At 45.3% G+C, this 24,626-nt stretch carries 21 protein-coding genes; 14 read left to right on the top strand and 7 right to left on the bottom strand.

Features of this window, described 5'->3' with window-relative positions; translation table 11 throughout:
* Nucleotides 1–180: 180 nt before the first annotated feature.
* The 5 genes from KYK27_RS00485 (at nucleotide 181) to ppk1 (ending at nucleotide 5,809) form a co-directional block, all read left to right on the top strand.
* Complete coding sequence (locus tag KYK27_RS00485) at nucleotides 181–957, top strand: hypothetical protein (RefSeq protein ID WP_199108123.1); 777 nt, start codon at nucleotides 181–183, stop codon at nucleotides 955–957.
* A 70-nt stretch (nucleotides 958–1,027) separates the two neighbouring features.
* Nucleotides 1,028–1,516 carry a hypothetical protein gene (locus KYK27_RS00480; RefSeq protein ID WP_199108122.1) on the top strand — a complete coding sequence of 163 codons (489 nt, stop codon included), beginning with the start codon at nucleotides 1,028–1,030 and terminating at the stop codon, nucleotides 1,514–1,516.
* 183 nt (nucleotides 1,517–1,699) lie between these two features.
* On the top strand, nucleotides 1,700–2,860 hold the full coding sequence (locus KYK27_RS00475) for an alpha/beta hydrolase-fold protein (RefSeq protein ID WP_199108121.1): 1,161 nt from the start codon (nucleotides 1,700–1,702) through the stop codon (nucleotides 2,858–2,860).
* A gap of 39 nt (nucleotides 2,861–2,899) precedes the next feature.
* Nucleotides 2,900–3,553 carry a hypothetical protein gene (locus KYK27_RS00470; RefSeq protein ID WP_199108120.1) on the top strand — a complete coding sequence of 218 codons (654 nt, stop codon included), beginning with the start codon at nucleotides 2,900–2,902 and terminating at the stop codon, nucleotides 3,551–3,553.
* A gap of 153 nt (nucleotides 3,554–3,706) precedes the next feature.
* The gene (gene ppk1 / locus KYK27_RS00465; RefSeq protein ID WP_199108119.1) at nucleotides 3,707–5,809 is read left to right on the top strand and encodes a polyphosphate kinase 1; all 2,103 of its coding nucleotides are present in this window, start codon (nucleotides 3,707–3,709) and stop codon (nucleotides 5,807–5,809) included.
* Nucleotides 5,810–6,034: 225 nt separating this feature from the next.
* On the opposite strand, the gene KYK27_RS18390 is transcribed toward ppk1, so the two are convergent.
* Together KYK27_RS18390 and KYK27_RS00460 are read right to left on the bottom strand one after the other, a co-directional pair.
* Nucleotides 6,035–6,160: a hypothetical protein gene (locus KYK27_RS18390; protein WP_255531932.1), complete on the bottom strand. Its 126-nt coding sequence runs from the start codon at nucleotides 6,158–6,160 to the stop codon at nucleotides 6,035–6,037.
* A 351-nt stretch (nucleotides 6,161–6,511) separates the two neighbouring features.
* On the bottom strand, nucleotides 6,512–7,411 hold the full coding sequence (locus KYK27_RS00460; RefSeq protein WP_199108118.1) for a Ppx/GppA phosphatase family protein: 900 nt from the start codon (nucleotides 7,409–7,411) through the stop codon (nucleotides 6,512–6,514).
* 280 nt (nucleotides 7,412–7,691) lie between these two features.
* On the opposite strand from KYK27_RS00460, the gene KYK27_RS00455 reads away from it, so the two are divergent.
* Complete coding sequence (locus KYK27_RS00455) at nucleotides 7,692–8,537, top strand: murein L,D-transpeptidase catalytic domain family protein (RefSeq protein WP_233150191.1); 846 nt, start codon at nucleotides 7,692–7,694, stop codon at nucleotides 8,535–8,537.
* Here the strand turns inward: KYK27_RS00455 and KYK27_RS00450 are convergent.
* On the bottom strand, nucleotides 8,515–9,075 hold the full coding sequence (locus KYK27_RS00450) for a thioredoxin family protein (RefSeq protein ID WP_199108117.1): 561 nt from the start codon (nucleotides 9,073–9,075) through the stop codon (nucleotides 8,515–8,517). The two genes, KYK27_RS00455 and KYK27_RS00450, sit on opposite strands and share 23 nt — an antisense overlap.
* 1,107 nt (nucleotides 9,076–10,182) lie before the next feature.
* Between KYK27_RS00450 and KYK27_RS00445 the strand changes: the two genes are divergently transcribed.
* The 5 genes from KYK27_RS00445 (at nucleotide 10,183) to KYK27_RS00425 (ending at nucleotide 13,947) form a co-directional block, all read left to right on the top strand.
* Complete coding sequence (locus KYK27_RS00445) at nucleotides 10,183–10,977, top strand: nucleotidyltransferase (RefSeq protein ID WP_199108116.1); 795 nt, start codon at nucleotides 10,183–10,185, stop codon at nucleotides 10,975–10,977.
* Nucleotides 10,978–10,980: 3 nt separating this feature from the next.
* The gene (locus tag KYK27_RS00440; protein ID WP_199108115.1) at nucleotides 10,981–11,721 is read left to right on the top strand and encodes a metallophosphoesterase; all 741 of its coding nucleotides are present in this window, start codon (nucleotides 10,981–10,983) and stop codon (nucleotides 11,719–11,721) included.
* Between the two features lie 95 nt (nucleotides 11,722–11,816).
* Nucleotides 11,817–12,992, top strand: a complete 1,176-nt coding sequence (locus tag KYK27_RS00435) for a serine hydrolase domain-containing protein (RefSeq protein ID WP_199108114.1) — start codon at nucleotides 11,817–11,819, stop codon at nucleotides 12,990–12,992.
* A gap of 57 nt (nucleotides 12,993–13,049) precedes the next feature.
* Nucleotides 13,050–13,433 (top strand): hypothetical protein, encoded by a 384-nt coding sequence (locus KYK27_RS00430; protein ID WP_199108113.1) that lies wholly within the window; start codon nucleotides 13,050–13,052, stop codon nucleotides 13,431–13,433.
* A 139-nt stretch (nucleotides 13,434–13,572) separates the two neighbouring features.
* A complete protein-coding gene (locus KYK27_RS00425) occupies nucleotides 13,573–13,947 on the top strand; it encodes an endonuclease domain-containing protein (protein WP_199108112.1) in 375 nt (124 codons plus the stop codon).
* 182 nt (nucleotides 13,948–14,129) lie between these two features.
* Here KYK27_RS00425 and KYK27_RS00420 read toward each other — a convergent pair whose 3' ends face one another.
* From KYK27_RS00420 to KYK27_RS00410, 3 genes are all read right to left on the bottom strand, one after another.
* Nucleotides 14,130–17,429 (bottom strand): amidohydrolase family protein, encoded by a 3,300-nt coding sequence (locus KYK27_RS00420; protein WP_233150190.1) that lies wholly within the window; start codon nucleotides 17,427–17,429, stop codon nucleotides 14,130–14,132.
* Nucleotides 17,430–17,616: 187 nt separating this feature from the next.
* Nucleotides 17,617–19,050 carry a hypothetical protein gene (locus KYK27_RS00415; protein ID WP_199108111.1) on the bottom strand — a complete coding sequence of 478 codons (1,434 nt, stop codon included), beginning with the start codon at nucleotides 19,048–19,050 and terminating at the stop codon, nucleotides 17,617–17,619.
* A 401-nt stretch (nucleotides 19,051–19,451) separates the two neighbouring features.
* Complete coding sequence (locus KYK27_RS00410) at nucleotides 19,452–20,756, bottom strand: M20/M25/M40 family metallo-hydrolase (protein ID WP_199108110.1); 1,305 nt, start codon at nucleotides 20,754–20,756, stop codon at nucleotides 19,452–19,454.
* Between the two features lie 94 nt (nucleotides 20,757–20,850).
* Here KYK27_RS00410 and KYK27_RS00405 point away from each other — a divergent pair, with 94 nt between their 5' ends.
* The gene (locus tag KYK27_RS00405) at nucleotides 20,851–21,900 is read left to right on the top strand and encodes an AI-2E family transporter (RefSeq protein WP_199108109.1); all 1,050 of its coding nucleotides are present in this window, start codon (nucleotides 20,851–20,853) and stop codon (nucleotides 21,898–21,900) included.
* A gap of 1 nt (nucleotide 21,901) precedes the next feature.
* Here KYK27_RS00405 and KYK27_RS00400 read toward each other — a convergent pair whose 3' ends face one another.
* On the bottom strand, nucleotides 21,902–22,465 hold the full coding sequence (locus tag KYK27_RS00400; RefSeq protein WP_199108108.1) for a GNAT family N-acetyltransferase: 564 nt from the start codon (nucleotides 22,463–22,465) through the stop codon (nucleotides 21,902–21,904).
* A gap of 130 nt (nucleotides 22,466–22,595) precedes the next feature.
* Here KYK27_RS00400 and KYK27_RS00395 point away from each other — a divergent pair, with 130 nt between their 5' ends.
* Both KYK27_RS00395 and KYK27_RS00390 read left to right on the top strand, forming a co-directional pair.
* Nucleotides 22,596–23,207, top strand: coding sequence for an outer membrane beta-barrel protein (locus KYK27_RS00395; protein ID WP_199108107.1), 612 nt, complete (start codon nucleotides 22,596–22,598; stop codon nucleotides 23,205–23,207).
* Between the two features lie 217 nt (nucleotides 23,208–23,424).
* Nucleotides 23,425–24,390, top strand: a complete 966-nt coding sequence (locus KYK27_RS00390; protein WP_199108106.1) for a YpdA family putative bacillithiol disulfide reductase — start codon at nucleotides 23,425–23,427, stop codon at nucleotides 24,388–24,390.
* The last annotated feature ends 236 nt before the right edge of the window (nucleotides 24,391–24,626 follow it).

Raw genomic sequence — 24,626 nt, 5'->3', positions numbered from 1 at the left:
ATTACAGAAGCCGACTGTACTGCAAAGTATAGCCGGCTTTTTTGTTGGGTAATTTGTAAAGAGTTGAGTTGTAATAGTGTATATTCAGGTTTGATAATATTGAGTATGTAATGACGTACATAGTGCAGATAAGTGTATGTTGTTGTTTGTACTATAGTTAGCAGGTATTTCAAATCAAAAGTGAAGATAAAAATCATACTCACATTATTTTCTTTAGCATTATTCGTTCAATGCCAGAAGAATAGACAGGTAGTTTCAACACGAACAAAAAATGTACAGATTGTTGCGGAAAACAATCATGATTTGGGCGTAAATATGAAAATAAAACTCTTTTCTGATAGCAGCTATACTTTTACAGTTTTAGAAGAAAGTTTTAATTATGAGAAGGAAGAAAAGTTTAAGGGCTTTTATTTTTTAGAAAATGATACAATTAATTTTAGCCCTTTTGATTTCAAATATGCAAACACTGATAAAGCTGTAATAAAAAATAATTTCATAGAATTCATTGATTCTCCTTTAAGAATAGAAATTCAAAAAAATCTTTTCAATTCTAAACCTAGATTAGATTTTAGTAAATATGAAAATTACGCAGTTTTCACATTTAGTCCCAAGCTTTATAATCCTGCCAATTATAATTATGACCCTAATTCTGTTAAACCTTACGACTTGAATCAAAATGATTTAGAAGCATTGGATAGTATTTTAAAAAAATGCTTTTCAGAAAATAGGGTTAATCTCAAAGCGATAGATAATTATGTTATCCAATGTATTCCAGTTATTAATTCTAAGCAGGAAAAAGAAGTTTGGGTAAGAGATTACTGTAGAGGAAGTTATATAAGTAAAGAATTTAAATACTTCATAATCAGAATGAATGATGGAGGAAATTGTAATATTAATTTGAAAGTGAATCTAACAAAAAGGAATTGCTTTGATTTAAACATTGCCGGAGAAGCATAAATTCTGCTAACCAAACCCATAAGCCAGCTTCGCCGCCTTATGCCCAAGTACGTTGTAGTACATTAATAATATGAATTGGTTTAAGTCAAAAAAAGAAAAGAAACAGTTTTCAAAAATGATTGCTGTATACTTGAGCGAAGAGTATAGAAAGATACTTGTTGCTCCTTTCATTGTTGATGAATCTTGGCTTCGTTATGAGCAAGAGGACGTTGAGGTTTTAAGTTTCGACGTAACTGATGAGCTGTTAGGCGAATCAATAAAGCGGAACCTAGAAAAGTTTGCTGAAAAGAATAAGGACTCGACAAAACGTAATTTGACGGATTGGCCAGCATTTAAAGCCAGCAAACTGAAAACGGTAAAAGAATTTGAAAAGAAGTATTCAAGAATCTCAATAAGTGGATTAAATGAAGCAAACATCTCTCTAGCGATGGACGCTGAAACAAAATCTGAGCATGAGATTAATTTAAGAACGACGTTGTCGGCCTATGCGGATAACAAACTTCTTGGGATTAGATTGAGGAAAATACATAAAGCTCAAATTGAAAAGAAAATAGAATAACGTGCTACAACAACAGCTAAACGTCAGCCTCGGCCGACGGCCTTGCCGTCGTTTAGCCTAACCGTTACCATCACCAAAGCCAGCAATCTAGCTGGCCTTTTTTGTGAATAGCTACTTGGCAGAACTATAAAATAAATATCTTTATTCCCTGATATCCACATCCATTTAAAGCGCGTCTCACTCATGCGAAAGCTCTTCTTTGTTTTGATACTTGCCATGGCCTCAGCTATAGTTGCCAAAGCACAGCAGCCTGAAACTGTGCAGGTAACTTTTGAACTATACGCACCCACATTACCCGACAGCAGTACCTTTTTTATAGTTGGTAACGAGCCGCAATTAGGTAACTGGAATCCTGCCAAAGTAGCGATGCAAAACACGGGCAGGCACACCTGGCAACTAAAGCTGAAGTTTCCGGCAAATACCCAATTGGAATACAAATACACCCTTGGTTCCTGGGACCGCGAAGGCACAGATGCAAAAGGATTTCCGCTGTCAAACTTCAGGGCAACTATAGCCAGCGATACAACTATAGCAAACACCATTGAACACTGGCTCGAAAAGAAAATGCGTCCGTTTAAAGGCGGCATAACAGGTAATGTAAACTATCATAAAAACTTAAAAGCAAAAGGCCTCCAGGATCGTGATGTTATAGTTTGGTTGCCGGATGGTTATGAGGCTGATAAAAGCAAAAAATACCCCGTGCTTTACATGCACGACGGGCAGAATATAATTGACCCGGCCACAAGCTCCTTTGGCACAGACTGGCAACTCGACGAAACCGCTGATAGCCTGATAAGTGCAAACGCCCTCGAACCGGTTATTATAGTTGGCATCTACAACACCTCAGACCGCAGCGACGAGTACATACCCGGCCAGAAAGGTACCGCCTACATGGATTTTGTAGTGAACACTGTGAAGCCATTTGTTGACAAGCAATACCGCACCAAACCTGGACGGAAATATACAGCCATTGGCGGCTCCTCTGCTGGTGGCATCATGGCGTTCATGCTGGCCTGGGAGTATCCGGACGTGTTCTCGAAAGCCATCTGTATGTCGCCGGCCTTTAAAATACAGCATATAGATTACGTGGACGATGTGCTGAACTATACTGGCAAAAAGAAGAAAATATACTTTTACATTGATAACGGCGGCGTAGCCCTGGAAGAAAAACTGCAGCCCGGCATAGATGAAATGCTACAGGCCCTGAAAGCAAAAGGCTACAAAGAGCATAAAGATTTTGTGTGGGTAAAAGCGCCTCAGGCTGAACACAACGAAGCAGCATGGGCCCGCAGAATGCCCGGTGCCTTAAAGTTGATTTTCCCGGCAAAGCGCAGCAATAAATAACCGTTTCTTATAGTTCTGATCTCTCTTTATAGTTTGTTTATGAAAGCTTTTAAAGCATCGCTACTGGTTTTAGCCTGTTTTGTATTAGTGCCTATAGTTGGCGTCGCACAAGAAGTTGACATTTCGTTAAAAGCACGGGTAACAGGTTTTGCCGGTAGATTCGGGGATACGTATGCGGCCATTGGCTATGAGCCGAGCTTACTTATAAAGCCATCAGAAAAGCCCTGGGCTGGCGGACTTAGTTATTCCCGGAACATCCTGGCTTTTGATAATAATTCGGATATGAAGGCCGGCATGAGTATTTTAAATACACATTTTGGCGCTGAAGCTACCGTAGCCAGATACTTTCATCCGTTTGCCTATGCATTGCTGGGTCTGCGGTTCATGAGCTACGAAAAAGATGATTTTTCTTCTGAGAGCAGCTCTGGTTTTACTTCTGTTTCGCTGGGGTATGGTGCCCGAGCAGGCTTGCAGATCGGGGGCAAAAAATGGCGCTTCGAGGGAAGCATCGAATACCTGAGTGGCACCACTTCCCGGTACCTTACCCCGGAGTCCTTTTCAAGAGCTACACAAGAGGGTGGAGCTTACCGCAATTATACTTCTCTTACCTCTATAAATGGAGTTACGGTAGCGGCAGGCATAGTATATATTATTGATTTGGGAAGCAATTCTTCGGATCAAACCATAGATTAAACTATAAACGCTGGCCGAAGCTATAATAAATACGTATTGGGATGGCTAAAACTGTGCAATATCCGTTACAAACTATATATTAGCACTAAGTACAAATTTCATCCTGAGAAAACTGATCTCAAACCCTGATCGGCTTTAAATTCTACTGTTAACATGCTTATAAATAAGGTCTCTGACCAGATAAAGAAAAGTAAATACATCAGCCGCGACCTGAGCTGGCTACGCTTTAATTACCGCGTACTCGATCAGGCCCGCGACACAAACAAGTCTATTTTCGACAGGCTCAAGTTCCTGGCTATTACCTCGTCTAACCTCGACGAGTTTTTCATGATCAGGGTGGGCAGTTTGTACAACTATATCGATTACGGTAAAGAGCGTACAGATTATTCGGGCCTGCGCGAGTTGCCGTTCCGCAAAAAGCTTTTAGATTACTCGCATCGTTTCGTAAACGACCAGTACCTGACCTACAACAACGAGCTAAAACCGCTTTTCGATAAGAGTGGCTTTGACGTACTGATGGTTGGCGAACTGACCGAAATAGAGCAGAAAAAAGTAGACGGGTACTTTAAAAATACCATATTCCCGCTGCTTACGCCCATGGTATTCGATAATTACCATGGCTTTCCGCTACTCATGAATCAGCTGCTGACCTTTGGTGTAGTCACCCGCACCGACGATGAGCAGAAGGCACAGGACCGCCTGACTTTTGTACAGATACCCCAAAACCTGGCGCGTTTCTACGAGATCAACCGCAAGGATAAGATCATATTCGTACCCATCGAAGAAATTATCCGCTGGAAAATAAAGAAGCTTTTCCGTAATGTGGATATCGTTTCAGTTAACCTGTTCCGTATTACCCGCAACGGCGATTTTACCCTCGAAGAATCTGACGACATTGAAGCTGACTTTGTACAGGAAATAAAATCGAAGCTGAAAACGCGTAAAAAAGGACGTGTGGTACGCCTGGAAGTGGAACGGAACCCATCTGCATTTATGATGAAAGTGCTGAAGGATCGCTGGGTGATTGACAATGCCAACGTTTTCACTATCAATAGTTTAATAGACCTGCGCGCGCTGTGGCAGATTATTAACCATCGCCAGTTCAAGGACCGTTGCTTTAAACAGCCATCCTCGGTAATGCCACGCAGCCTGCCCAGTGATGGCATCGATCTTTTCCAGTACCTGAAAGAGCATGATGTATTGCTGCATCATCCTTACAACAGCATGGAGCCGGTGGTGCAATTGCTGGAGCGCGCCGCCGAAGACCCGTACGTGCTGGGTATCAAGCAAACGATATACCGCCTCGCAGACCAAAGCCGTGTTACGGCCGCCTTACTTAAAGCGGCTGAAAACGGGAAGCACGTATCGGTGTTGTTTGAAGTAAAAGCCCGCTTTGATGAAGAGCGTAACCTGAAAGAAGGGGACCGCCTGGAAAAAGCCGGCTGTTTTGTAATCTATGGCATCAGCAAGTATAAAACCCATACTAAAATGCTGATGATCATTCGGAAAGAAGGGGAGAAGGTAACACGTTACGTGCATATTGGTAGTGGTAACTATAACGAACAAACGGCCCGTTTATATTCTGATGTCAGTTTGCTTACAACCGATGAGATTTACGCGCACGACGTTTCCGAATTCTTTAATGTAATTACCGGCCACTCACGCCCGAACGAGTATAAATCGCTGATGACCTCGCCGAAAGGCCTGCGCAACCAGCTGATAGAACTTATCCGTAACGAAGCCCGGAATGCCAAGAAAGGGTTGAAAAGCGGTATTGTAATCAAGATCAACTCGCTGGAAGACAAAGAGGTAATGGACGAGTTTTACAAGGCATCCAAAGCTGGTGTTCCTATAAAACTTATAGTTCGCGGAATTTGCTGTCTGCGCCCGGGCCGCGAAGACCTGAGCGAGAACATTTTCGTGAAATCTATAGTTGGGGAGTACCTGGAACACAGCCGTATTTATTATTTCCATAACAGTGGTGATGCCAAAGTTTACAGCGGCAGCGCTGATGTCATGGTCCGCAGTTTCGACAGGAGAATAGAAGCCTTGTTCCTGTTACTTAACGAAGATCTGAAACGCGAAGCAATCTCCATCCTGCACTATAACCTGCTCGATAACCAGAACTCCTACATTATGCGCGAAGACGGTACGTACGTTAAAAAACGCCCTGCCGCCGGAGAAGATGTAGTGGATATTCACAAGATTTTCTACAACCGTACCATCTATGAGAATGCGGATATAGAACTGGTTTAAATAAATCCTCAAACCCTCCCTTAGTAATAAGAGGAGGGTTTTTTAATGCTGGTTCTTTTGTCATGTTGATTGGGGTGAGAGGTCATGCCTTAAACCCATCCCTGCCTCGCCTAAGAGGGGGATTTCTGAGGTTGCTTTAGTCCGTGGCTATAATTTTATAGTTTCTGTTTTAACACCCCTATAGTCCCCTCAAGGGGACAATTGCTGCTGCTACTAATTTCTAAACTATAGTTCTATGGTTACAGACCACGAACAGGGCAGGTTTCCCTGCCCCTTCGGAACTATAGCCACGATACATCTCAAAGCCTCCCAGTTCAAACTATAGATGCTGGTTACTATGCGAAACTTCACAGTCTTTGGGTTGAGCGCCTTTGCTTTGTTGCAGTGCCTTTAGGCAACCCGAGCAGAGCGAGGGAAGCAAGAAAGCAGCAGCGCGATGCCCGAAGACGGGGCCTCCCGGCCGTGAGGGCACCAAAGTAAACTATAGAACAGTAAGTATGCAGAGCTCTCAGGATTAGAAGGAGCTATAAAAGGAAGGCTTGTTTCGGGTTGTGGAGTAGTAGATTATAGAACTTTAGACAATCGAACTATAAGCTGAGGTAGATTTCTCCTTTCGTCGAAATGACAAAAGTGAACTATAAAACATATAAAATTCCTTGGCTGCATTCGGGATGAAACTGAAAAGAGACTAAACTATAACGATTAATTAATCCCACCAATAACGAACCGTTCGGGATGAAACTGCTCGTAAAGGGAGTGGATCATGCCATCTTTCAAACCCACATTCGGAACCATCATACTCTCCAGTTTTGCCCAGCGCATAGCAGATAAATATATTTCGGCGGCTGGCAGAATGACATCGGCTCGATCCGGGTTCAGGAGCAGCTTATTTACACGATCTTCCATGCTCATCCCCGAAACTATAGTTACTACCTCTTCGATCTGTTTTCGGAAGATGGGCTTGCCGGTTACCTTGCCGGCCATGTCATAGATCTTGTTAATGTTGCCACCCGTACCAATAGCGCGGGAAGGCTGGTATTTACGTGCATTTTCTTCTATCCAGTGGCGCATCATGTTCCAGAGTTCTACAGAGTCGTTCCCGTGCATGTGGCGTATAGAACCCTGCTCAAATGATTGAGAAGCCACTTTCTGGCGGTTAACATAAATATTGAATTCTGTACTGCCACCACCCACGTCAATATGCAGGTAGTTACGCTCATCCAGGAAATTCACGATGACTTTGTTTATTAACTCTGCTTCGGCCACGCCGTCAATAACATCTATCTTCATCCCCAATCGTTCCTCTACCAGTTTCAGTATTTCCAGTGCGTTCTGGGAGTTACGCATGGCTGAGGTTGCGCAGATCATAAAGTGATCTACATCGTGCACATCTAAAAGCAGCTGGAAGGCATGAAGCAACTTTACAAACTTATCTATCTTGATCTCGCTGATATAGCCTGAATTAAATACATCTTCTCCAAATCGGATGGCGTAGCGGATGTATTCTATCCGTTTAAAAATTACACTGGCATCCTGCTGAAGGGCACTTGAGATCTGGCACCTTACGGCGTTGGAGCCTATATCGATGGCGGCTAATTTCAAACGGTGATCGGTTATAGTTATAAATTGCTTCTCTAGTTCAAAGATAATCAGAAATCAGTTTCCTGAGAAACTATAGTGCAGGTATACGGGCGCAATGACATTTGTTTTTAGTCCGGGAAAAGTACCTCCATCTTATTCGGAACAGGAAAAACACAGCCCGACTATAGTTAGGGCTTTCAACAGCTCATTAATCTGAAAACACTGTTAGCCAGGGTTTAAAATTAAACTATGGAAGGTGCAGGGCGTACAATAAAGTGCTGAAGAACGAATGTTAGAAGATATGGATAAGAAAAAAACAAGGTGGCACGCACGGAAACGAAAAGTAGCGAAAAGACTTTTTCCGCTGTTTGCTCCACTTATATTTTCGCCTATGGCCGCGCCGATCAGTAGCAGTGCAGCTAAAACCAAGACCAAGAAAACTACTAAGGAAACAGTATCGAACTACAAAATTATGCAGTTCGATGAGGTGGCTTATAGTTTGTATAACGAAATGGGACTTGGGCAAACCGGCCTGAAATACGAAGTTTTTTCGAAAGCACTCACCGGGTACTATAACATGAAACATGAAGGCAAGCTATCAGGCAAACCGGTATTAACGATGGTCGATTTTACAAAGTCATCAACACAAAAAAGGCTTTGGGTGGTAGATATTGAAAAGAAAGAACTTTTGCATCATACTTACGTGGCACATGGCCGGAATTCGGGAGGGGAGTTTGCTGAGAATTTCTCGAACGAGGACAAGTCGTATATGAGTAGTATAGGCTTTTATGTGACCCAAAAAACTTACAACGGCAAGCATGGGCTTTCGCTTAAATTAGAAGGTGTAGATGAGGGGTTTAACACCAACGCCCTGGACCGCTGCATTGTAATACATGGTGCCGAATATGCAAGCCCTAAATTTATAGATCAGGCAGGTAGACTTGGCAGAAGCTTAGGTTGTCCGGCCTTGCCTATGGAGGAGCACGAGGATATTATTAACACGGTCATGGGCGAAACAGCCATGTATGTACACGCTAAAAGCGACGCCTATACGTCGCATTATTTAGACCACGCCACTGCTATGGCTGAAATCGTAAATGAAAATCCGAATAATGCTTTGCCGCCTAATACGGATGTTTCCATTTAATGCCGCACCCAACAGCTGGCTGTTGTTCTTGTGATGGCTGCTGGCCCTTTAGTAATGCATCGAGGGCACTTGTGAGATCCTGTCCGGTAACCAGTATATGCGATTTTGGCCGTGAACTATCAAACTGACCGTGGTAGGCTAAGCGTTTGTTGGCATCAAACGCAAAAAACTCGGGCGTGCAAACTGCCTGATACGTGCGGGCCACTTGTTGCGTCTGGTCATACAGATATGGAAAAGTAAAGCCGCGTTCCTGTGCAAGGGCTTTCATTTCACTTGGTCGGTCTTCTGGCTGTATAGTTGCATCGTTGGCGCTGATGGCTACAAAACCTACTCCCTTTTGCTGATATTCTTTTGCAACTTCTACTACCTTATCCAGGATGTGTTGGACATATGGGCAATGGTTACAGGTAAACATGATAACAGTTGCCTTACTACCTGCTACATCGCGTAGCGAAAACAGTCTTCCGGAAACAGTGTCGAGTAATGCGAAGTCGGGTGCCTGGGTGCCTAAAGCAATTTCAGAAGTTGCGTAAGCCATAGTTTTAGGTTTGGAAGTGAGTGAAGCGCCGGAACCATTACCTGCCGGCCCTTCTAAAATACCTCTTTAATTTGATTTAATCAATAGCGGCTATAGAGCGGTTTTGCATAGGTTGAATGTATCAGTATATCAGGAGAGATTTGATCGAAAGTGATAGGATTACCCCTTCACAACCATCTGCTACTTCTATAGTTGGAGGTGTAGTTTTATCGTTAGTGTTTTAACCCACCCCTGCCCCTCCCGAGAGGGGAATTTCTGTTGTTGCTATAGTTGGTATTATAGTTCTATAGTTCCGGTTTTAACACCCCTGTAGTACCCTCAAGGGGACAATTGCTGCATTTACTATTGTTTGCTTTATAGTGCTATAGTTACAGCTGAAGAACAGGACAGGTTTACCTGTCTTCTCGAAACTACTACCACGATCAAGCTCGAAGCTTATTGTTGCAAACTATAACAACCATAACTATCGAATTGATCACAGTCTTTGGGTTGAGCGCCTTTGCTTTGTTGCGGTGCCGGCAGGCATGGCGAGGTTAGGAGCCAAGGAAGCGAAAGCAGCGCGATGCCCGAAGACGGGGCCTCCCGGCCGTGAGGGAGCCAAGGTGAATTGAAACGATAGATAAGTAAAGCTCCCAGGATTAAAGGATATTTGAAAGGATATCCTATATCAAAGTGCAGGTAAATTCAACTATAAGCCGAGATAGATTTCTCACTGCGTTCGAAATGACAGTAAAGGGTAAAGCAACTATAGTACGATTATGATCCCTCACCTGCCGCTCTGAAGAACATGAAAAGAAACAGTAACTATAGGACTAAGGTGAACTAGTGAAACAGTCAATACTTATGCAACATTGCACTAGTCCCACAACAAATACTCCGGGTCAATAGCCACAAACCCCGATTTTTTACAGGTAACGACACTATTTACTCACAATGTAAAACAACTTTTTTGCACTTCTTTTAGCTAATAACCAGACACTTTCTTGTAATTACGCAACAACTATTCTCTCAGAATGGAGTAAATAATCTACTCCCTTGTTGTTCCTTCCCGTCACTTGCGATGCCAAATGAATGCAACAAGACCTGATTTTATAGTATCGACTTAACATGAAAAAGATAAAAGAAGAAAAAGCGGTGATAAACGGCAAAAGCGTAGCTACGCCTAAAGAAGCTACAAATGGCCAGGATATCGCCAACGAATTTTATAAGAAAACCCTTACGCTCCTGAAGGACAGCCCTACGCCCTACCTGCTGGGCGGCGGCTATGCGATGTATGAATATACCGGTATTGTGCGCGACATGAAAGACCTGGATATTTTCTGCAAGCCCAGCGAGTACCAGTATCACCTGAAATACCTCAACGACAAGGGCTACCAGACCGAGATAACAGATGCCCGCTGGCTGGCCAAAGTGTTTCAGAATGGCTACTACATCGATATTATTTTTGATACGGTGAATAACATCTGTACTGTAGACGATAGCTGGTATGAGTATGCCGTGAAAGGAAAAGTGTTTGGGATACCTGTAAAATTCCTGGCGCCGGAAGAGCTGATCTGGTGCAAAATATACGTGCAGAATCGCGAGCGTTACGACGGTGCCGATGTGAACCACCTGTTTCTGCGCTACGGTAAAAAGCTCGACTGGAAGCGCCTGTTCAGCCGCATGGACCACCACTGGCAACTGCTCCTGAGCCAGGTCATCAACTTCCAGTTTGTTTATCCTGCCGACCGCGATATTATCCCGAAATGGCTTTTTGATGAGCTTATGCAGCGCGCGCATCATCAGTATGAACTTCCTGCTTCGGTTGAAAAAGTTTGCCGCGGCCCTATTATAGACCAGACCCAGTACAAAACCGATATTACGGAATGGGAGTACAAGGTGGTAACTATAAAAACCATTTAGCGAATGGATAAAAAAAAGAAGAAAACGCGTGTTGCGGCTGTGGGCGATATACATGTACGTGATACCGACAAGGGCAAATGGACTGAGTTTTTCAAGGACGTATCGGCAGATGCAGATGTGCTGCTGATATGCGGTGACCTGACCGACCACGGACGTGCCTCGGAAGCAGAAATATTAGCCGAAGAACTGCGTGCTTGTTCCATACCTGTAGTTGCTGTATTAGGTAACCACGACTACGACCACAACGAGCATGACGAAATACGGAAAGTGCTGGCGCAAACCGGCGTACATATGCTGGATGGCGATATGGTGGTATTGGAAGGTGTGGGATTCGCCGGCGTAAAAGGCTTTGGCGGAGGTTTTAACCGCGCTATGCTGGCCATGTTCGGTGAACCAATGATGAAATCTTTCGTGCAGGAAGCTGTTGATGAGTCGCTGAAACTGGATGGCGCTTTGTCAAGGTTGGAGACAGAACACCCGGATATCCCTAAAATTGCTGTTTTGCATTATGCTCCTATTGCAGCAACTATAGAAGGCGAGCCCGAAGCTATTTACCCGTTTCTGGGCTCATCCAGGCTGGCAGAACCATTAGAGCGACGCCAGGTATTGGCCGCCTTCCATGGGCATGCGCATGTGGGTACTTTAGAAGGGGCAACTGCTAAAGGTGTAAAGGTCTTTAATGTAGCTAAACCATTGCTGCAAAAGCTGGATAAACCACTGCTGTATTATGTACTGGAAGTATAAAGTATGAAAAGGAAAAAACGGCCACTTGCAAAACAGGTGGCCGTTTTTGTTTTGTTGCGGCAGTACGTATTTTAGAGAATTAATTCACCCGCATCATGAAATTCAGAAACCACCTGTACCTGCTCGTTATACTTGCTTTGTTTGCATGCACTGATAAGCAAAGCCAGCAAACTATAGCCACTACTGCAACAAGCCAAAAAGTATACTACCCTGGTAAAGGCGATAACTGGGAAACCAGGAAACCCGAACAAATAGGTATGGATGCTGCACTACTACAGCAGGCAGTGGCATGGGCAGAAACACAGGAAACAACCCAGATACAGAAAGACTTCTCTACACAGAAAGAGATATTTGGGGAACCGTTAGGGCCATTGCCGGGTACCAGAGCTAACACCAATGGCATCATCTTGAAAGATGGCTACATTGTAGCAGAGTGGGGCGACACCAAAGCCGCAGACCCGACTTATAGTGTGGCCAAAAGCTTTCTCTCAACTATACTTGGTTTAACTATAGACCGCGGGATGATCCAAACTATAAATGACCCGGTAGCAAAGTATGTGAAGGATGGAGGATATGATTCGGAACAAAATAGGAAAGTAACCTGGGAGTACCACGCCCGCCAGACCAGCGAATGGGAAGGTGAACTATGGGGTAAGAAACATGATTTTGTTGGCAAAGAAGCTTTTGGTAAGGGAGAGCGCAAACCGCGTGAACTACAGGAACCAGGCAGCTTTTACGAATACAACGATGTACGTATTAATCGTTTCGCGCTTTCGTTGCTGCGCTTGTGGGAGAAGCCTTTGCCGGAAGTGCTGGAAGATGAGATAATGGACCCGATCGATGCTTCCGAAACCTGGAAGTGGGTGCCTTACCGTAATTCTGTAGCTGATATAAATGGCAAGCAGATGCCATCGGTAAGTGGTGGTACGCGTTGGGGCGGCGGACTCTGGATCAGTGCTCGTGACGAAGCCCGATTTGGTTACCTGTTCCTGCGCAACGGCCGCTGGAAAGACAAGCAGCTGGTATCTGAAAAATGGGTGAAAGAAGCAACGACATCCCGTGGCATCGTTGGCCCGGACTATGGTTATTTGTGGTGGCTCAATACCGAAGGCAAAGCCTGGCCCGATGCTCCCACCACCAGCTACGCAGCTTTAGGTGCTGGCCAGAATACCGTTTGGGTAGACCCGGAGCATAACATCGTAATAGTTTGGCGCTGGCATAATGGTAACCCAAATGAGATGATCAAGCGGGTGCTAGCTGCAGTGAAGTAATCAATTGTTGGTAGTTGATTGTTTAGAAGATTCCTATGATACTTGAAGCCTTATTAAATGAATGTTAAAAGTCTGTTGTCACTGATTGATGATGTTTCAGTTTCATGTGAATTGTCTAGATTAGAAACAAAATTTGGACTCATAAAGCTAGGTTTAGACTATCTGGAAGACAACAAGCCTTTTTCTGAAGAAGCTTTAGAACTTTTTGTAAGAATTCATCAGTTCGGTTACGAGTTAGGATATAACAAAGCTACTGAAACTTATGCTTCGGATTTCCATAAGCCTCTTGTTAAGCAAGGAGTAGAAATTCTTAAAAGAAAACCAAGCACTGATATCAGAGCGTTAAGACTATTGAAGGATGCTTTGGTTTATGAATATAATCAGGAGAATAAGAGAGAACTGGAGATAGAAATTCACAGAATAGAAGCTTTAAATAACTAATTGTTAAGAGAAGTATACGACATATAAAAGCGAGAACAGAACGTAAACAATTAGCCGACTGTCCCCTTGAGGGGACTACAGGGGTGTAATCGTTCCCAACTTTATCCAAAGTATTTCTCAATTCGAAAATAAGCTGACTTTGACCAAAAACAGAATCATACCATACAGAGAAGATCTAAAGGCAAAAGCGCGCGAATTAAGAAGGAACAGTTCATTATCCGAAATTTTACTGTGGCAGGAAATAAAAGAGAGAAAGCTATTCGGTTATCAATTCCACCGCCAAGTGCCCATGCTGGATTTTATAGTTGATTTCTATTCACATGAGCTGCAGTTAGCTATTGAGATTGATGGAGATAGCCATGATAAAAACTATAAATATGATGTAAAGCGCCAGAGTGAATTAGAGCAGTATGGTGTGCAGTTTGTTAGGTTTGATGATATGGAAGTAAAAAGGAATATTAGTAATGTTTTGAGGACATTGAAGAACTGGATTAGAGAGAATCAATCGCCTTAAGTAGATTTTATTTAATGTGCACGGTTACACCCCTGTAGTCCCCTCAAGGGGACAGTCTGTTGTTCGGTAATCTAACCTAAAACTTTCATATTCTCAGACGCTCGCGCCATACGCCATCTATAAAACAAAAAGCGGCTGCCCAGTGGAGCAGCCGCTTTTATATAATTTGTACTTATTAACTCTTAATGTCTACAAGTGCAATGCTCACCAGCGATACCTTCCAGGCGGGTGTTAGTGCCTTCGTGCCAGTCGAATGCGGTGGCGGTGCGGCTGTTTTCCCACCAGAACTTGCCTGGCTGCTTGTTATAGTTACCGGTCTCAGCCATAGTTGAGGCATCGTACAGACGACCATTTACCATTGTATATTTTACCTGTTCAGAGTTCTGAATATTCTCCAGTGGGTTTGCGTCCAGCACGATAAGGTCAGCCAGTTTGCCGGTTTCCAGAGAGCCAATGTCTTTGCCCATGCCCAGGTACTCCGCACCATTAAGGGTTGCTGCACGAAGCGCTTCCAGGTTGGTCATGCCGCCTTGCTGCAGCATCCATAGTTCCCAGTGCGCACCTAAGCCTTGTAACTGACCATGCGCGCCAAGGTTCACTTTCACGCCAGCATCTGTAAGTGTTTTAGCTGATTCTGAAGTCAGGATATGACCGTTTTTATATTCTTCGTCAGGCACCAATGTAACACGGCGCGAGCGACCATCGATCACAGAACGCGGTGTGAATTTCAGCAGACGCTCTTTGTCCCAGGCATTGGTTTTCTGATACCAGTAAAACTCACCGGAGTTACCGGCATAGTTTACGATCAGGGTAGGAGTGTACCCTGTCTGTGAAGCTTTCCATACTTCCACTACGTCTTTGTAAAGCGGCGCAACCGGAATGTTGTGCTCAATGCCGGTATGGCCATCCAGAATCATGCTCATGTTATGGAAGAAGGTTGAGCCACCTTCCGGTACCACAGTCATGTCCAGTTCGCGGGCAGCCTGTATTATCTGCTGGCGCTGCTCACGGCGGGGCTGGTTATAGCTTTTCACCGAGAAACCACCAACTGCTTTCAGGCGACGCAGGTGCGAACGGGCATCATCCAGGTTGTTTACAACAGCTTTAAAGTTACCATCGGCACCGTAAAGTATAGTTCCTGTAGAGAAAATACGTGGGCCGATCATCGCACCACTCTTCACGGCTTCCGACTGGCTAAACACCATTTCGGTAGTAGATGACGGGTCGTGGGTAGTTGTTACGCCGTAAGCCAGGTTGGTATAGTAAGACCATTGCTTCTGCGGGCTCATGCCTTCGCGGAATGTACCAAGGTGCGCGTGCACATCAACAAAACCAGGCATAATGGTTTTGCCGGCAGCATCAATCACTTTAGCATCTTTCGGAACAGTTACGTTTTTGCCGACAGCAACTATACGGTTGCCCTCTACAACTATAGTTCCGCCTTCAATCACTTCGTCGCCTTTCATGGTAATGATGCGCGCGTTCGTGAAAGCTACTTTACCTTCCGGGGTATCCGTTTTCAGCACCAGGCCGATCTTTGTTCCGGTTGTATCAATAGCAGGCAGTTTTTCAGGGGCACCTTCTACAAAGGCAAAGCGGTTCTTGATGTCGTTCGAGAAATATTCATCGCCCAACACCCAGTTCACTTTCTTACTGTCGCCAGACCAATGGATGCTGGTACCGGCATCACGGGTGAAACGGGCCACCGGAACAGCTTTGGTTTCAGCACTCAGGTCCAGACCGGAGCCGTTTGTAGTGAAAGGAGCCACATAACCATTAAATAGCTCTACAAACGCAATCCATTTGTTGTCCGGGCTTGGGTAGAACTGGTCGGTATACTTGGAGGTGTAATGAGTCTGCTCTTCTTTGCCCTGCAGGTTTACACTCTTGAAAGCGGCTTTATCACCGGCATAACCTGTAAAGAAGATGCGATCAGAAGTAGCATTGAATTGTGGCGAGGATCCATTTTTCTGTACGAAAGTTGGCTTGTCACCATCAGCTTCCATGTAATAAATGCCACGCTCGTTGCCGTACGCGTAGCCCATGTGGTTATTACCGCCTTCCTTGTTGTAAACTATAAATTTACCGTTTGGCGAGAACGAAGCGTTGGTGTAAAAACCTTTCTCAGATGAAAGCTTAGTTGGTTTCGCATTTTTCTTGCGGATATCCAGTTTCATCAGGGTACTATAGTTATCGTCGTTCCAGGTAGAGTAAACGATATACTTTCCGTCTGGCGAGAAAGCAGGATAGAATTCGAAATCAGTTCCTTTGGTAATGCGCTCCGGCTTGCCGTTCGGCAGTTCTTTTTTGTAGATATGGCCGGCAGCGTTAAACACCAGTACTTTACCATCCGGAGAGGTTACGGCATGGCGGATCGCTTTTGCTGCAAACTCTTTCGGCGATACACCACCATTCTTACTGAAGTCGTGACGAACAGCATCGGCAATGTAATGAGTGGCCGTAGCTTCAAAAGGAATGTTGGTTACCTTCTGGTTGGCTACATCTATCTTATTGATCTTACCGTTTGCCCAGTAAACAATGCTCTTGTTATCAGGAGTCCAGGAGAAAGACGGATATACGCCGAAGATAGCCCATGCTTCCTGCTGGTCTTTGCTCAGGTTATCGGTTAGCGGCCATTGCTCGCCGGTTTTCAGGTCCTGCACAAACAACACCGATTTGGTACGTACACGGCGCACGAAAGCAATGTGTTTGCCATCGCGGGAGATAGTCGGGCGTACAGAACCACCGTTACCGGTAACTATATTTTCAATCTCGCCTGTGTTACGGTCTACTCTGCGGATAACATAGATCTGACCGTTCGGGTCTTTGTTGTACTCGAAGTTAGAGCCGCCGCTCATGTCTTCGGAGTAGTATACATACTTACCGTCTGGTGATACAAATGGCTCACCAGCATCCTGCTGGTCGTTTTTGCGTTTGGTCAGTTGTATACCGGCTCCACCTGTGCGGTGGTACATCCACATTTCGCCGGCACCCAGTGAACGGGTGTTGGTAAAGTGCTTACGGGCTACAATGTACTGGCCATCCGGTGTCCAGACAGCATTGTTGAGTAGTCTGAAATTTTCTTTGGTGATCTGTTTGGCATCAGAACCATCACGTTTCATGATCCAGATGTTGTCGCCGCCGCCTGCATCCGAAGTAAAGGAAATAAATTTACCATCGGGGCTGAAACGTGGCTGCACTTCATAAGCGCGACCCGTGCGCAGCAATTTTGCCTTGCCACCCGAAATCGGCATAACGTAGATGTCTCCGAGCATGTCGAACACGATCTCCTTGCCATCCGGGCTTACGTCCAGGCTCATCCAGGTACCCTCGTCAGTGGTTACGGAAATTTCTTTTTCAGTGCTGTGGGCAGCATCCACAGTCCATTTTTTGTCATCCTTTTTTTCCTGGGCTACTACGGTGCTGCAAGGTAGGGCCAGCGCCGCTGCCAGGAACATACTCAGATAAGTACGTTTATTCATGGTAAGGTGAAATTGGTTGATTAGTTGTTTACCAAAGTTAATAATTCTGACCAGTGATTAAAGAGATTTTCCGGATTTGATATGATTTGCTGATGCAGTTCCTGGCGAACATGGCGTGAACCTTTGCAACCTGTGCGGTAAAGTTTACTGCAAAGCGCCTAAAACTGTACAAAGCAGGATGATATAGTTAGAATTTTAATCTTCCAAATTTATAGTAGTCCTTGCCGGAGCCCAGCACTATAAACTCCTGCCGGTCAAGTTTGTAAGCTGCCACAGGGACTAGGTAAAAGTCCTGGTGCCGGCCGGTTTGCGAGTTGCGGAGTGGTCTTACTTTCTGCTTTCCGTCCGGTGTTATAGTTACAAGTACAGGCGTTTTCAGCACAGCGCTCGGGCTAGCCGTTTCGATCTCGCCCTGCTCGTTATAATTGTACTCAAAATCCAGGTAGATCAGTTTTATAGTATCTCCTTCAGTGGTGGCAATGTAAGAGCCAAGTCGTACCTGTGTGGCGGGGCCGGCCTGGTGCTTGTTTACGCTAGTGGTAAACAGGGGCGTCCCGTTTTCCGCAAATATCGTGATAAGGATATCATCGGTATGGAACTGCCTGGCCTCGGAAGTATAAACTTCGCCCAGGAGGGCGGTGCGGTTACCTGTAAGTGGGAGCAGTTGTTGCAGTTGCAGATAACGAAGGCGCTGGCTATGGTCTAGGTCAGGTTTATTGGCTTTATAGTTATGCAGGAAGGTACTGTCAATAAGCGTATAGTTGAGTGCTGATCTCCGGAAATGGCCCCTGGAAATGCGGTAGAAGAACGTGCCGACTAGCTCGGGATTCAGGCTGGCCACAAAAGGCGCCGGAGCCGTGATGCCCGCAACTATAACATCGTTTTTCAGGATGCCGAGTTTTGCCTGCAGCGGGCGTTGTGCGGTGCTACCAATTGCCTGCATGTCACTTTTGCCGTTACGCCCTTCAAAACGGTACAGGTAAAATGCAGCTTCGGGAGAGTTGGTGGCGGGTAGCTGGGTAAGTATGTAGGCCGTGCCGACATCCGTCACCTCTATCTCCCTGATCTCACCTTTTACAGGAATAGCCTCCTGCCAGCGCGGGTTAAAAGAGCCCTGGTAAGAGGAAACTATAGTTTGCTGTGGCTCGGCCTGTTGCTGCAAAATAAGTATGAGCCTACTGTCCATTGTTTTGGTATATAGCTTCGCATCCGGAGTGGTTGTAACCAGCAGATGTATTTCCGGCATGTAATTCCCGTTAAGGTCAATCTGCTGGATGTAGACATTCTTCTTGTACTTCTCTTCAACGGATGAGAGCAGGTATACCTGGTGGTTAAGCAGTAACAGGTCTTCGAAGGTAGCACGGTTACCATCAGGGCCAAGGGGAGCAATGGCTACTGCCCAGATGCGCTGGCTGTTTCCGTTGTAGCGCTCCAGGGTTATGCGGCCGTTTTGGGTGTAGCGGGTGTAAAAAGAGTTGCTGACACCAGTCCCGATGATCTGCAGTTGGTTCAGGTTGCGGTTTTGCTGCGGTATTTCAGGCCCCCAGTTTATAGTTGGTTCCTGCCCCAGGACGGGCAATGTGCAGAGGAGTAGTACCAGGATGCGTAAAAATTTCACCATACCACCAACAGCTATTTTCAAATGGCTGACTATGGTTGTACGGCCAAGTGCTGAAGGTGATCAGAACTAAGATTTTAAGATTCAAGGATTGTCTGAATGTAGAGAGGCAATACCTTGCGTCTCTGCTACAAAACGAACTGGTGAAAACACGAAGCAAGGGTATAGGTTGGTTGCAAGAAAAGCTACTAGTCTATAGTTAATGGCTATAGTTCTATAGTTGGGGACATTGCTAACCTTGCTTTTTCAAAGCAAAGCAAGTTGAAAACTTGCTGCCATGTATAGCCACAAGTTACGCTGGCGCTAAACTTGCGGCAGAAATATTATCCTGAAAATCACTGTTCAAAAAAGAGACGCAATATGCTGCGTCTCTTTTTTCCATTTAATCCCTTAAATCTTAGTTCTTATTGTACCTGCGCTTTATCAACTCGTGTAGGTGTTGCTTTTCCGAACACTACATCGTACGAGCCAAGTGCTATGCCTTTTATCATGCTGGTCAGGTGCGCCATGTCAAGCATTTCGAACTCATCGTTTACGGTGTGGTAGGTATCGTCTTTATCCATTTGTACCGATGAAATAGTGTGTGCCGGAACGCCTAAACGAGCAAGGGTTGCGTTATCAGAGCGGTAGAAAAGATTCTGTTTCGGGTACGGGTCCGGGTGAATACTATAGCCTGTGCCCTGTAAACGCTTTTGCATCAGTTCGCCTAAATTCGATTTCTCAAAACCAGTGAGGTAAGCACTGTTCGGGCCAAACTGAGACGGTTTGCCAACCATTTCGATATTGAACATAGCTACGATCTGATCGGGGTTGAACTGCTGCGAAAAATGCCTCGAGCCAAATCCGCCGATTTCTTCAGCAGCAAAAGCTACAAAAAGGATGGTTCGTTCCGGCTTGCGTTGCTTCTGGTAAAAATCGGCCAGCAGCATCATGGCAGTTGTTCCGGATGCATCGTCGTCGGCACCGTTCGCTATAGTATCGCCATCTATCGGTTTGTGTGTGCCAATGTGGTCGTAGTGCCCCGAGAAAACCACAAATTCGTCTTTGCGCTTTCCTTCGATCATGCCCGCCACGTTGGTGAGCTGCAGCTCTTCTATCTTATTCTCTATCTCAATATCATAGTTCTGTAAACTGGCCTGGTCCGTGAGGATGAACACTTTGCTTGCTCCTTTGCCGGTTTCCTGCACTATGCCGCCACGTGTCAGGTAGCGCTTATAGTTAGCAAATGTTTCGGCATGTTTCGGATGCACCAATACAATTGCATCTTCCTGCATCCGGAAAATGTGCATCATGGCATCGCGTGCGTTTTCACTTTCTGTAATAGGGATAATCCTGCGTTCATCCGTGTTGGCTTCCCACTCCAGCTCTTTATAGTTGGTATTGGCAAACACGTTTTCTGGAGCAACTTTCTGGCCGTTCAATTTTACGTCAACCTCATGAGGCGTAACCCTGAATACTTTAAACGTCTGCTTAAAACTACTGGAGCCGGGTAGCGGCTTTAGTTTCGACTTGCTGAACTCCGCTGCTATAAAATCTGCCGCTTTTTCTCCGCCGGGCGTAAATGAAGCGCGTCCCTGCATGTCGTCGGCACTCAGTGTTTTTACCAAACGGGTTGCTTTTTCCTGGGTTATTGGTTTCAGGTTTTGTGCCCCTGCAACACCCGACAGGCTTAGCAACAAAGCAGTTACAAGGAACAGATCTTTTTTCATAGAAAGGGCTGGTTATTGTTTAATAGTTAAAGGTTGTTAATTTGCCTCCAGGCTAGGGCTGGTTTAAAAAGCAGAACACCAATATACACTATTTATGGATACAAGCACAAAGGTAAACTGGCTAAAATTGCTGCAGTACACGGTGTTGCTGGGTGTAATCCTGTATGTTGGCCGTACGTTGTTTGTACCGCTCAGCTTTTCGTTGCTCATCAGTTTTGTACTGTACCCGATCTGTCGCTGGCTCGAAGGTAAAGGTATGCCACGCTGGGCTGCTATTGCTATCTGCCTGGTTGTGTTGCTTTTGATCTTTGGAGGACTTGGCTGGCTGCTTGTAAACCAAATGATGCGCCTGGTAGAGGAGTGGCCCAACCTGCAACAGAAACTGGCAGTTGCCATACGGGATGTAAGCTTATTACTGGAACAAAATTTTGGACTTAAAGTAGCGCGGCAAACCAACTGGCTCGAGAGCGTGGGTAACAACGTAGCTGCTAATTTGCTGAACATGCTGAAAGATGTGCTCTATACGTCGGTGGTTTCGGTGGTGCTCCTGGTGCTGATACCGTTGTATATGGCGCTTATCCTGTATAACCGCGAGCAACTGGCCAGGGCGCTTTACTCCTTATTCTCCCGCAGCGAACACCAAAAGATCAGAACCATACTGCACGAGACAATAACTACCTACTACAATTTTATAAAAGGCATGGCTATAGTTTATGCTATAGTTGGCACACTGAACACAATCGGGCTGATGATCCTGGGAGTGCCACATGCACTGTTTTTCGGGGTGGTAGCTTCCATCCTCACTTTTATACCTTATGTGGGCATAACTATAGGAGCTATTCTACCGATGACGGTGGCCTGGATCACCTACGACTCGCTCTGGTACCCGGCCGGGGTGGTTATGGTATTTGCTGTAGTGCAGTATTTAGAGGCTAACCTTATATTTCCGTGGGCAGTAAGTTATCGGCTGCAGGTTAATATGTTATTTACGCTGCTGGCTATAGTGGCGGGAGGCATCCTTTGGGGAGCTTCCGGCATGATCCTGTTTATCCCGTACCTGGCCATCCTGAAATTGATAGCTGACAAACACGAAAACATGCGTACGATATCATTACTATTGGGCATTAACGATGGCAAACTATAGCTTACTTTGCTGCCTGTGCCAGCCACTCTTTTTTGAGTAAACTATACACTTCCAGGTCGTGGTAATGGCCGTTTAATAGTTCGCCTTCTCGCTCGGTGCCTTCTAAAGTAAAGCCAAGTTTAATAGGTATGTTGCGGCTTTTATAGTTTTTGGGTGCCACTTTAAGCTGCACACGGTTCATGTTCAGTATCTCAAAAGCATATTTTAGTAACCTGCTGCAACTCTGTCGCATAATGCCTTTGCCCTGCTGGTGTTCGCTCAGCCAATACCCAATCTCTACTTTCCTGTTAAAATATTCGATTCCCTTAAACCCGATCAGCCCGCAGACAACTTCTTCTGAAACGATCACAAAAACCCTGTCCGAAGTACTGTTAACTATAGTTTGCAGGTAAAATGCAGTATCAGAAACCTGGCGTGTCAGATCTACAAACGGCAGCCACTCGCGCAGGTAAGGTCGTTGTGAGTTAATGATATTAAATAAAGCCTGTGCATCGTCAGGGGTGGCCATACGCAGGTACAGGTCCGGAGCTATAGTTATCGTGTTGTCGGTTTTGGGTATGATCATAGTTTTATAGGTACAGGCTTTCTGTTATTACGGTTGTACGGTGCTAATTAAGAATGAATTATGCTGCAAAACTATTACAAGTCCGTATAGTTAAATAAGTATATCTTTTTTGAACATAACAATCGGCAACATGAAAACAACATTACTGATTTTAGGAATAACACTACTAACCATAGCGCCACTAACGCAAACGCTGGCCCAGGATGATGACCGGCCCAATCTGAAATTAGGAGCCAAGATTGGCGCAAACCTGTACAGCATTTCTGATGACCCCGGCCTGGTGGACGATGACACGGGTTTAGGATATGAATTCGGTATTTACGGGCGTATCGGAGACCGTTTTTACGTGCAGCCCGGCCTCGACTTTGTAAGTTATAAATCACATGTTATTCGTACCGTGCAGCCACGTCCCAACGAACGCGATGCTTTTGTAGCCCACTACATGCGGGTGCCGGTACTGGTTGGTTTCCGGAGCACCTATGATGGAAGCGTACTATCGCACATCCGGTATTTTGTGGGGCCGTCGTTTGCATTTAATGTTGGCGTAAAAGATAACAACCTGGCCCTTCGCCGGAAAGATGTACGCAATGCCCAGTTTGCGTTAAATGGCGGCGTTGGGTTCGATGTCCGTTTCCTGGCTCTCGACCTTACCTATCATTATGGTTTCAGTACGGTGCTGAACGATGATGACGCGGAAGGAAAAGGACGGGCCCTGTCGCTCACATTCGGGTTTGCCTTCTGATGCTGAACTATAGATAAGCTTATAGTTGGTCGCTCTATTTTCAGGTATAAAGCTGTTCCTTTCTGAGTGAGAACCTATTCGCTCTAAGGTGAGTATCGCCGCAGGTGCTTTATGTTAGGGTGATAGGCAGACTATAGTTTCAGTAATGTAAAATGCGGGCCTGTTGGCGAAGGAAAACTAAATTGCCGTATAGCTGTTGGAAGAAAAAATGCTATAGTTGGAAACACACGACATACTTATAATTGGCGGTGGCCCCATCGGGCTGGCCTGCGGACTGGAAGCAAAAAAAGCGGGATTAACTTACCTGATCGTGGAGAAAGGCTGCGTAGTAAATTCATTGTTCAACTACCCGCTCAACATGACCTTTTTCTCTACTGCCGATAGGTTAGAGATTGGCGGTTATCCTTTTCCGAGCATCCACCCAAAACCAAACCGCTCCGAAGCACTGGAATATTACCGCAAAGTGGCCGAAACCGGGGAACTAAACCTTAACCTTTTTGAAGAAGTGCTGGCTGTAAACCCGGAAGCTAATGGATTGTATACGGTGAGCACCAGCAAGGCAAACTACAAGGCAAAGCATATTATCGTTGCTACCGGCTTTTACGATATCCCGAACCTGTTGCAGATAAAAGGGGAGGAGCTGCCCAAAGTGCGCCATTATTATTATGATCCGCATTACTACTTTAAGCAAAAAGTGCTGGTAGTAGGAGCCAACAACTCTAGCGCCGACGTAGCCCTGGAAACTTACCGGAAAGGGGCTGAGGTAACTATAGTGGTGCGGGAACCGGAACTTGGCAATATAAAATACTGGACTAAACCTGACCTCGAAAACCGCATAGCCGAAGGTGCTGTAAAAGCATATTTCAGTTCCAGGTTATTGGAAATCCGGGAAAACGAAGTGGATATTGAAACACCGGACGGCGTGGTAACTATAGCCAACGACTTTGTAATGGCCATGACTGGTTACCAGCCAAACTTTACTTTCCTGAAAAAACTGGGAATAGAGCTAAGCCACGATGCTCTGAAACACCCCACGCATAACCCCGAAACCATGGAGACCAACTTGCCAGGTGTTTACCTGGCTGGCGTAGTATGCGGCGGCATGGATACCCGCGTCTGGTTCATCGAAAACTCCCGGATACACGCCGAAAAGATAGTAGCGCACATAACCGGCAAACTATAGTTAATTAACTCCAAACACGCATACCATCACTTAAGCCATAGTTGTCATCTCGACGCAAGGAGAGGTATATTCAGACAATTTTATCAACTAATCAGTGTTGTCTTCTGGAGCGTAACCGAGAGATCTTATATGTCCTATTGCTGTGTAAGGTTCCTCGCAGCTATGCTGGCTCTTTTCGACTCACGTACTCAAGAATGCTCGGAATGACAGTAGCAGTGTATGTCTTAAAAAAATTA

Origin of the sequence: Pontibacter populi (assembly GCF_019336435.1) — a bacterium.
Classification (GTDB): domain Bacteria; phylum Bacteroidota; class Bacteroidia; order Cytophagales; family Hymenobacteraceae; genus Pontibacter; species Pontibacter humidus.
The sequence above is the reverse complement of the archived record's forward strand: the minus strand, read 5'-3'. Positions and strand labels throughout refer to the sequence as shown.

What these genes read in the sequence shown, in the direction of transcription:
- KYK27_RS00480 (WP_199108122.1), top strand. Translation starts at nt 1,028, where the DNA reads ATGAATTGGTTTAAGTCAAAAAAAGAAAAGAAACAGTTTTCAAAAATG.
- KYK27_RS00475 (WP_199108121.1), top strand. Translation starts at nt 1,700, where the DNA reads ATGCGAAAGCTCTTCTTTGTTTTGATACTTGCCATGGCCTCAGCTATA.
- KYK27_RS00470 (WP_199108120.1), top strand. Translation starts at nt 2,900, where the DNA reads ATGAAAGCTTTTAAAGCATCGCTACTGGTTTTAGCCTGTTTTGTATTA.
- ppk1 (WP_199108119.1), top strand. Translation starts at nt 3,707, where the DNA reads ATGCTTATAAATAAGGTCTCTGACCAGATAAAGAAAAGTAAATACATC.
- KYK27_RS00455 (WP_233150191.1), top strand. Translation starts at nt 7,692, where the DNA reads ATGGATAAGAAAAAAACAAGGTGGCACGCACGGAAACGAAAAGTAGCG.
- KYK27_RS00450 (WP_199108117.1), bottom strand. Translation starts at nt 9,075, where the DNA reads ATGGCTTACGCAACTTCTGAAATTGCTTTAGGCACCCAGGCACCCGAC.
- KYK27_RS00445 (WP_199108116.1), top strand. Translation starts at nt 10,183, where the DNA reads ATGAAAAAGATAAAAGAAGAAAAAGCGGTGATAAACGGCAAAAGCGTA.
- KYK27_RS00440 (WP_199108115.1), top strand. Translation starts at nt 10,981, where the DNA reads ATGGATAAAAAAAAGAAGAAAACGCGTGTTGCGGCTGTGGGCGATATA.
- KYK27_RS00435 (WP_199108114.1), top strand. Translation starts at nt 11,817, where the DNA reads ATGAAATTCAGAAACCACCTGTACCTGCTCGTTATACTTGCTTTGTTT.
- KYK27_RS00430 (WP_199108113.1), top strand. Translation starts at nt 13,050, where the DNA reads ATGAATGTTAAAAGTCTGTTGTCACTGATTGATGATGTTTCAGTTTCA.
- KYK27_RS00420 (WP_233150190.1), bottom strand. Translation starts at nt 17,429, where the DNA reads ATGAATAAACGTACTTATCTGAGTATGTTCCTGGCAGCGGCGCTGGCC.
- KYK27_RS00415 (WP_199108111.1), bottom strand. Translation starts at nt 19,050, where the DNA reads ATGGTGAAATTTTTACGCATCCTGGTACTACTCCTCTGCACATTGCCC.
- KYK27_RS00410 (WP_199108110.1), bottom strand. Translation starts at nt 20,756, where the DNA reads ATGAAAAAAGATCTGTTCCTTGTAACTGCTTTGTTGCTAAGCCTGTCG.
- KYK27_RS00405 (WP_199108109.1), top strand. Translation starts at nt 20,851, where the DNA reads ATGGATACAAGCACAAAGGTAAACTGGCTAAAATTGCTGCAGTACACG.
- KYK27_RS00400 (WP_199108108.1), bottom strand. Translation starts at nt 22,465, where the DNA reads ATGATCATACCCAAAACCGACAACACGATAACTATAGCTCCGGACCTG.
- KYK27_RS00395 (WP_199108107.1), top strand. Translation starts at nt 22,596, where the DNA reads ATGAAAACAACATTACTGATTTTAGGAATAACACTACTAACCATAGCG.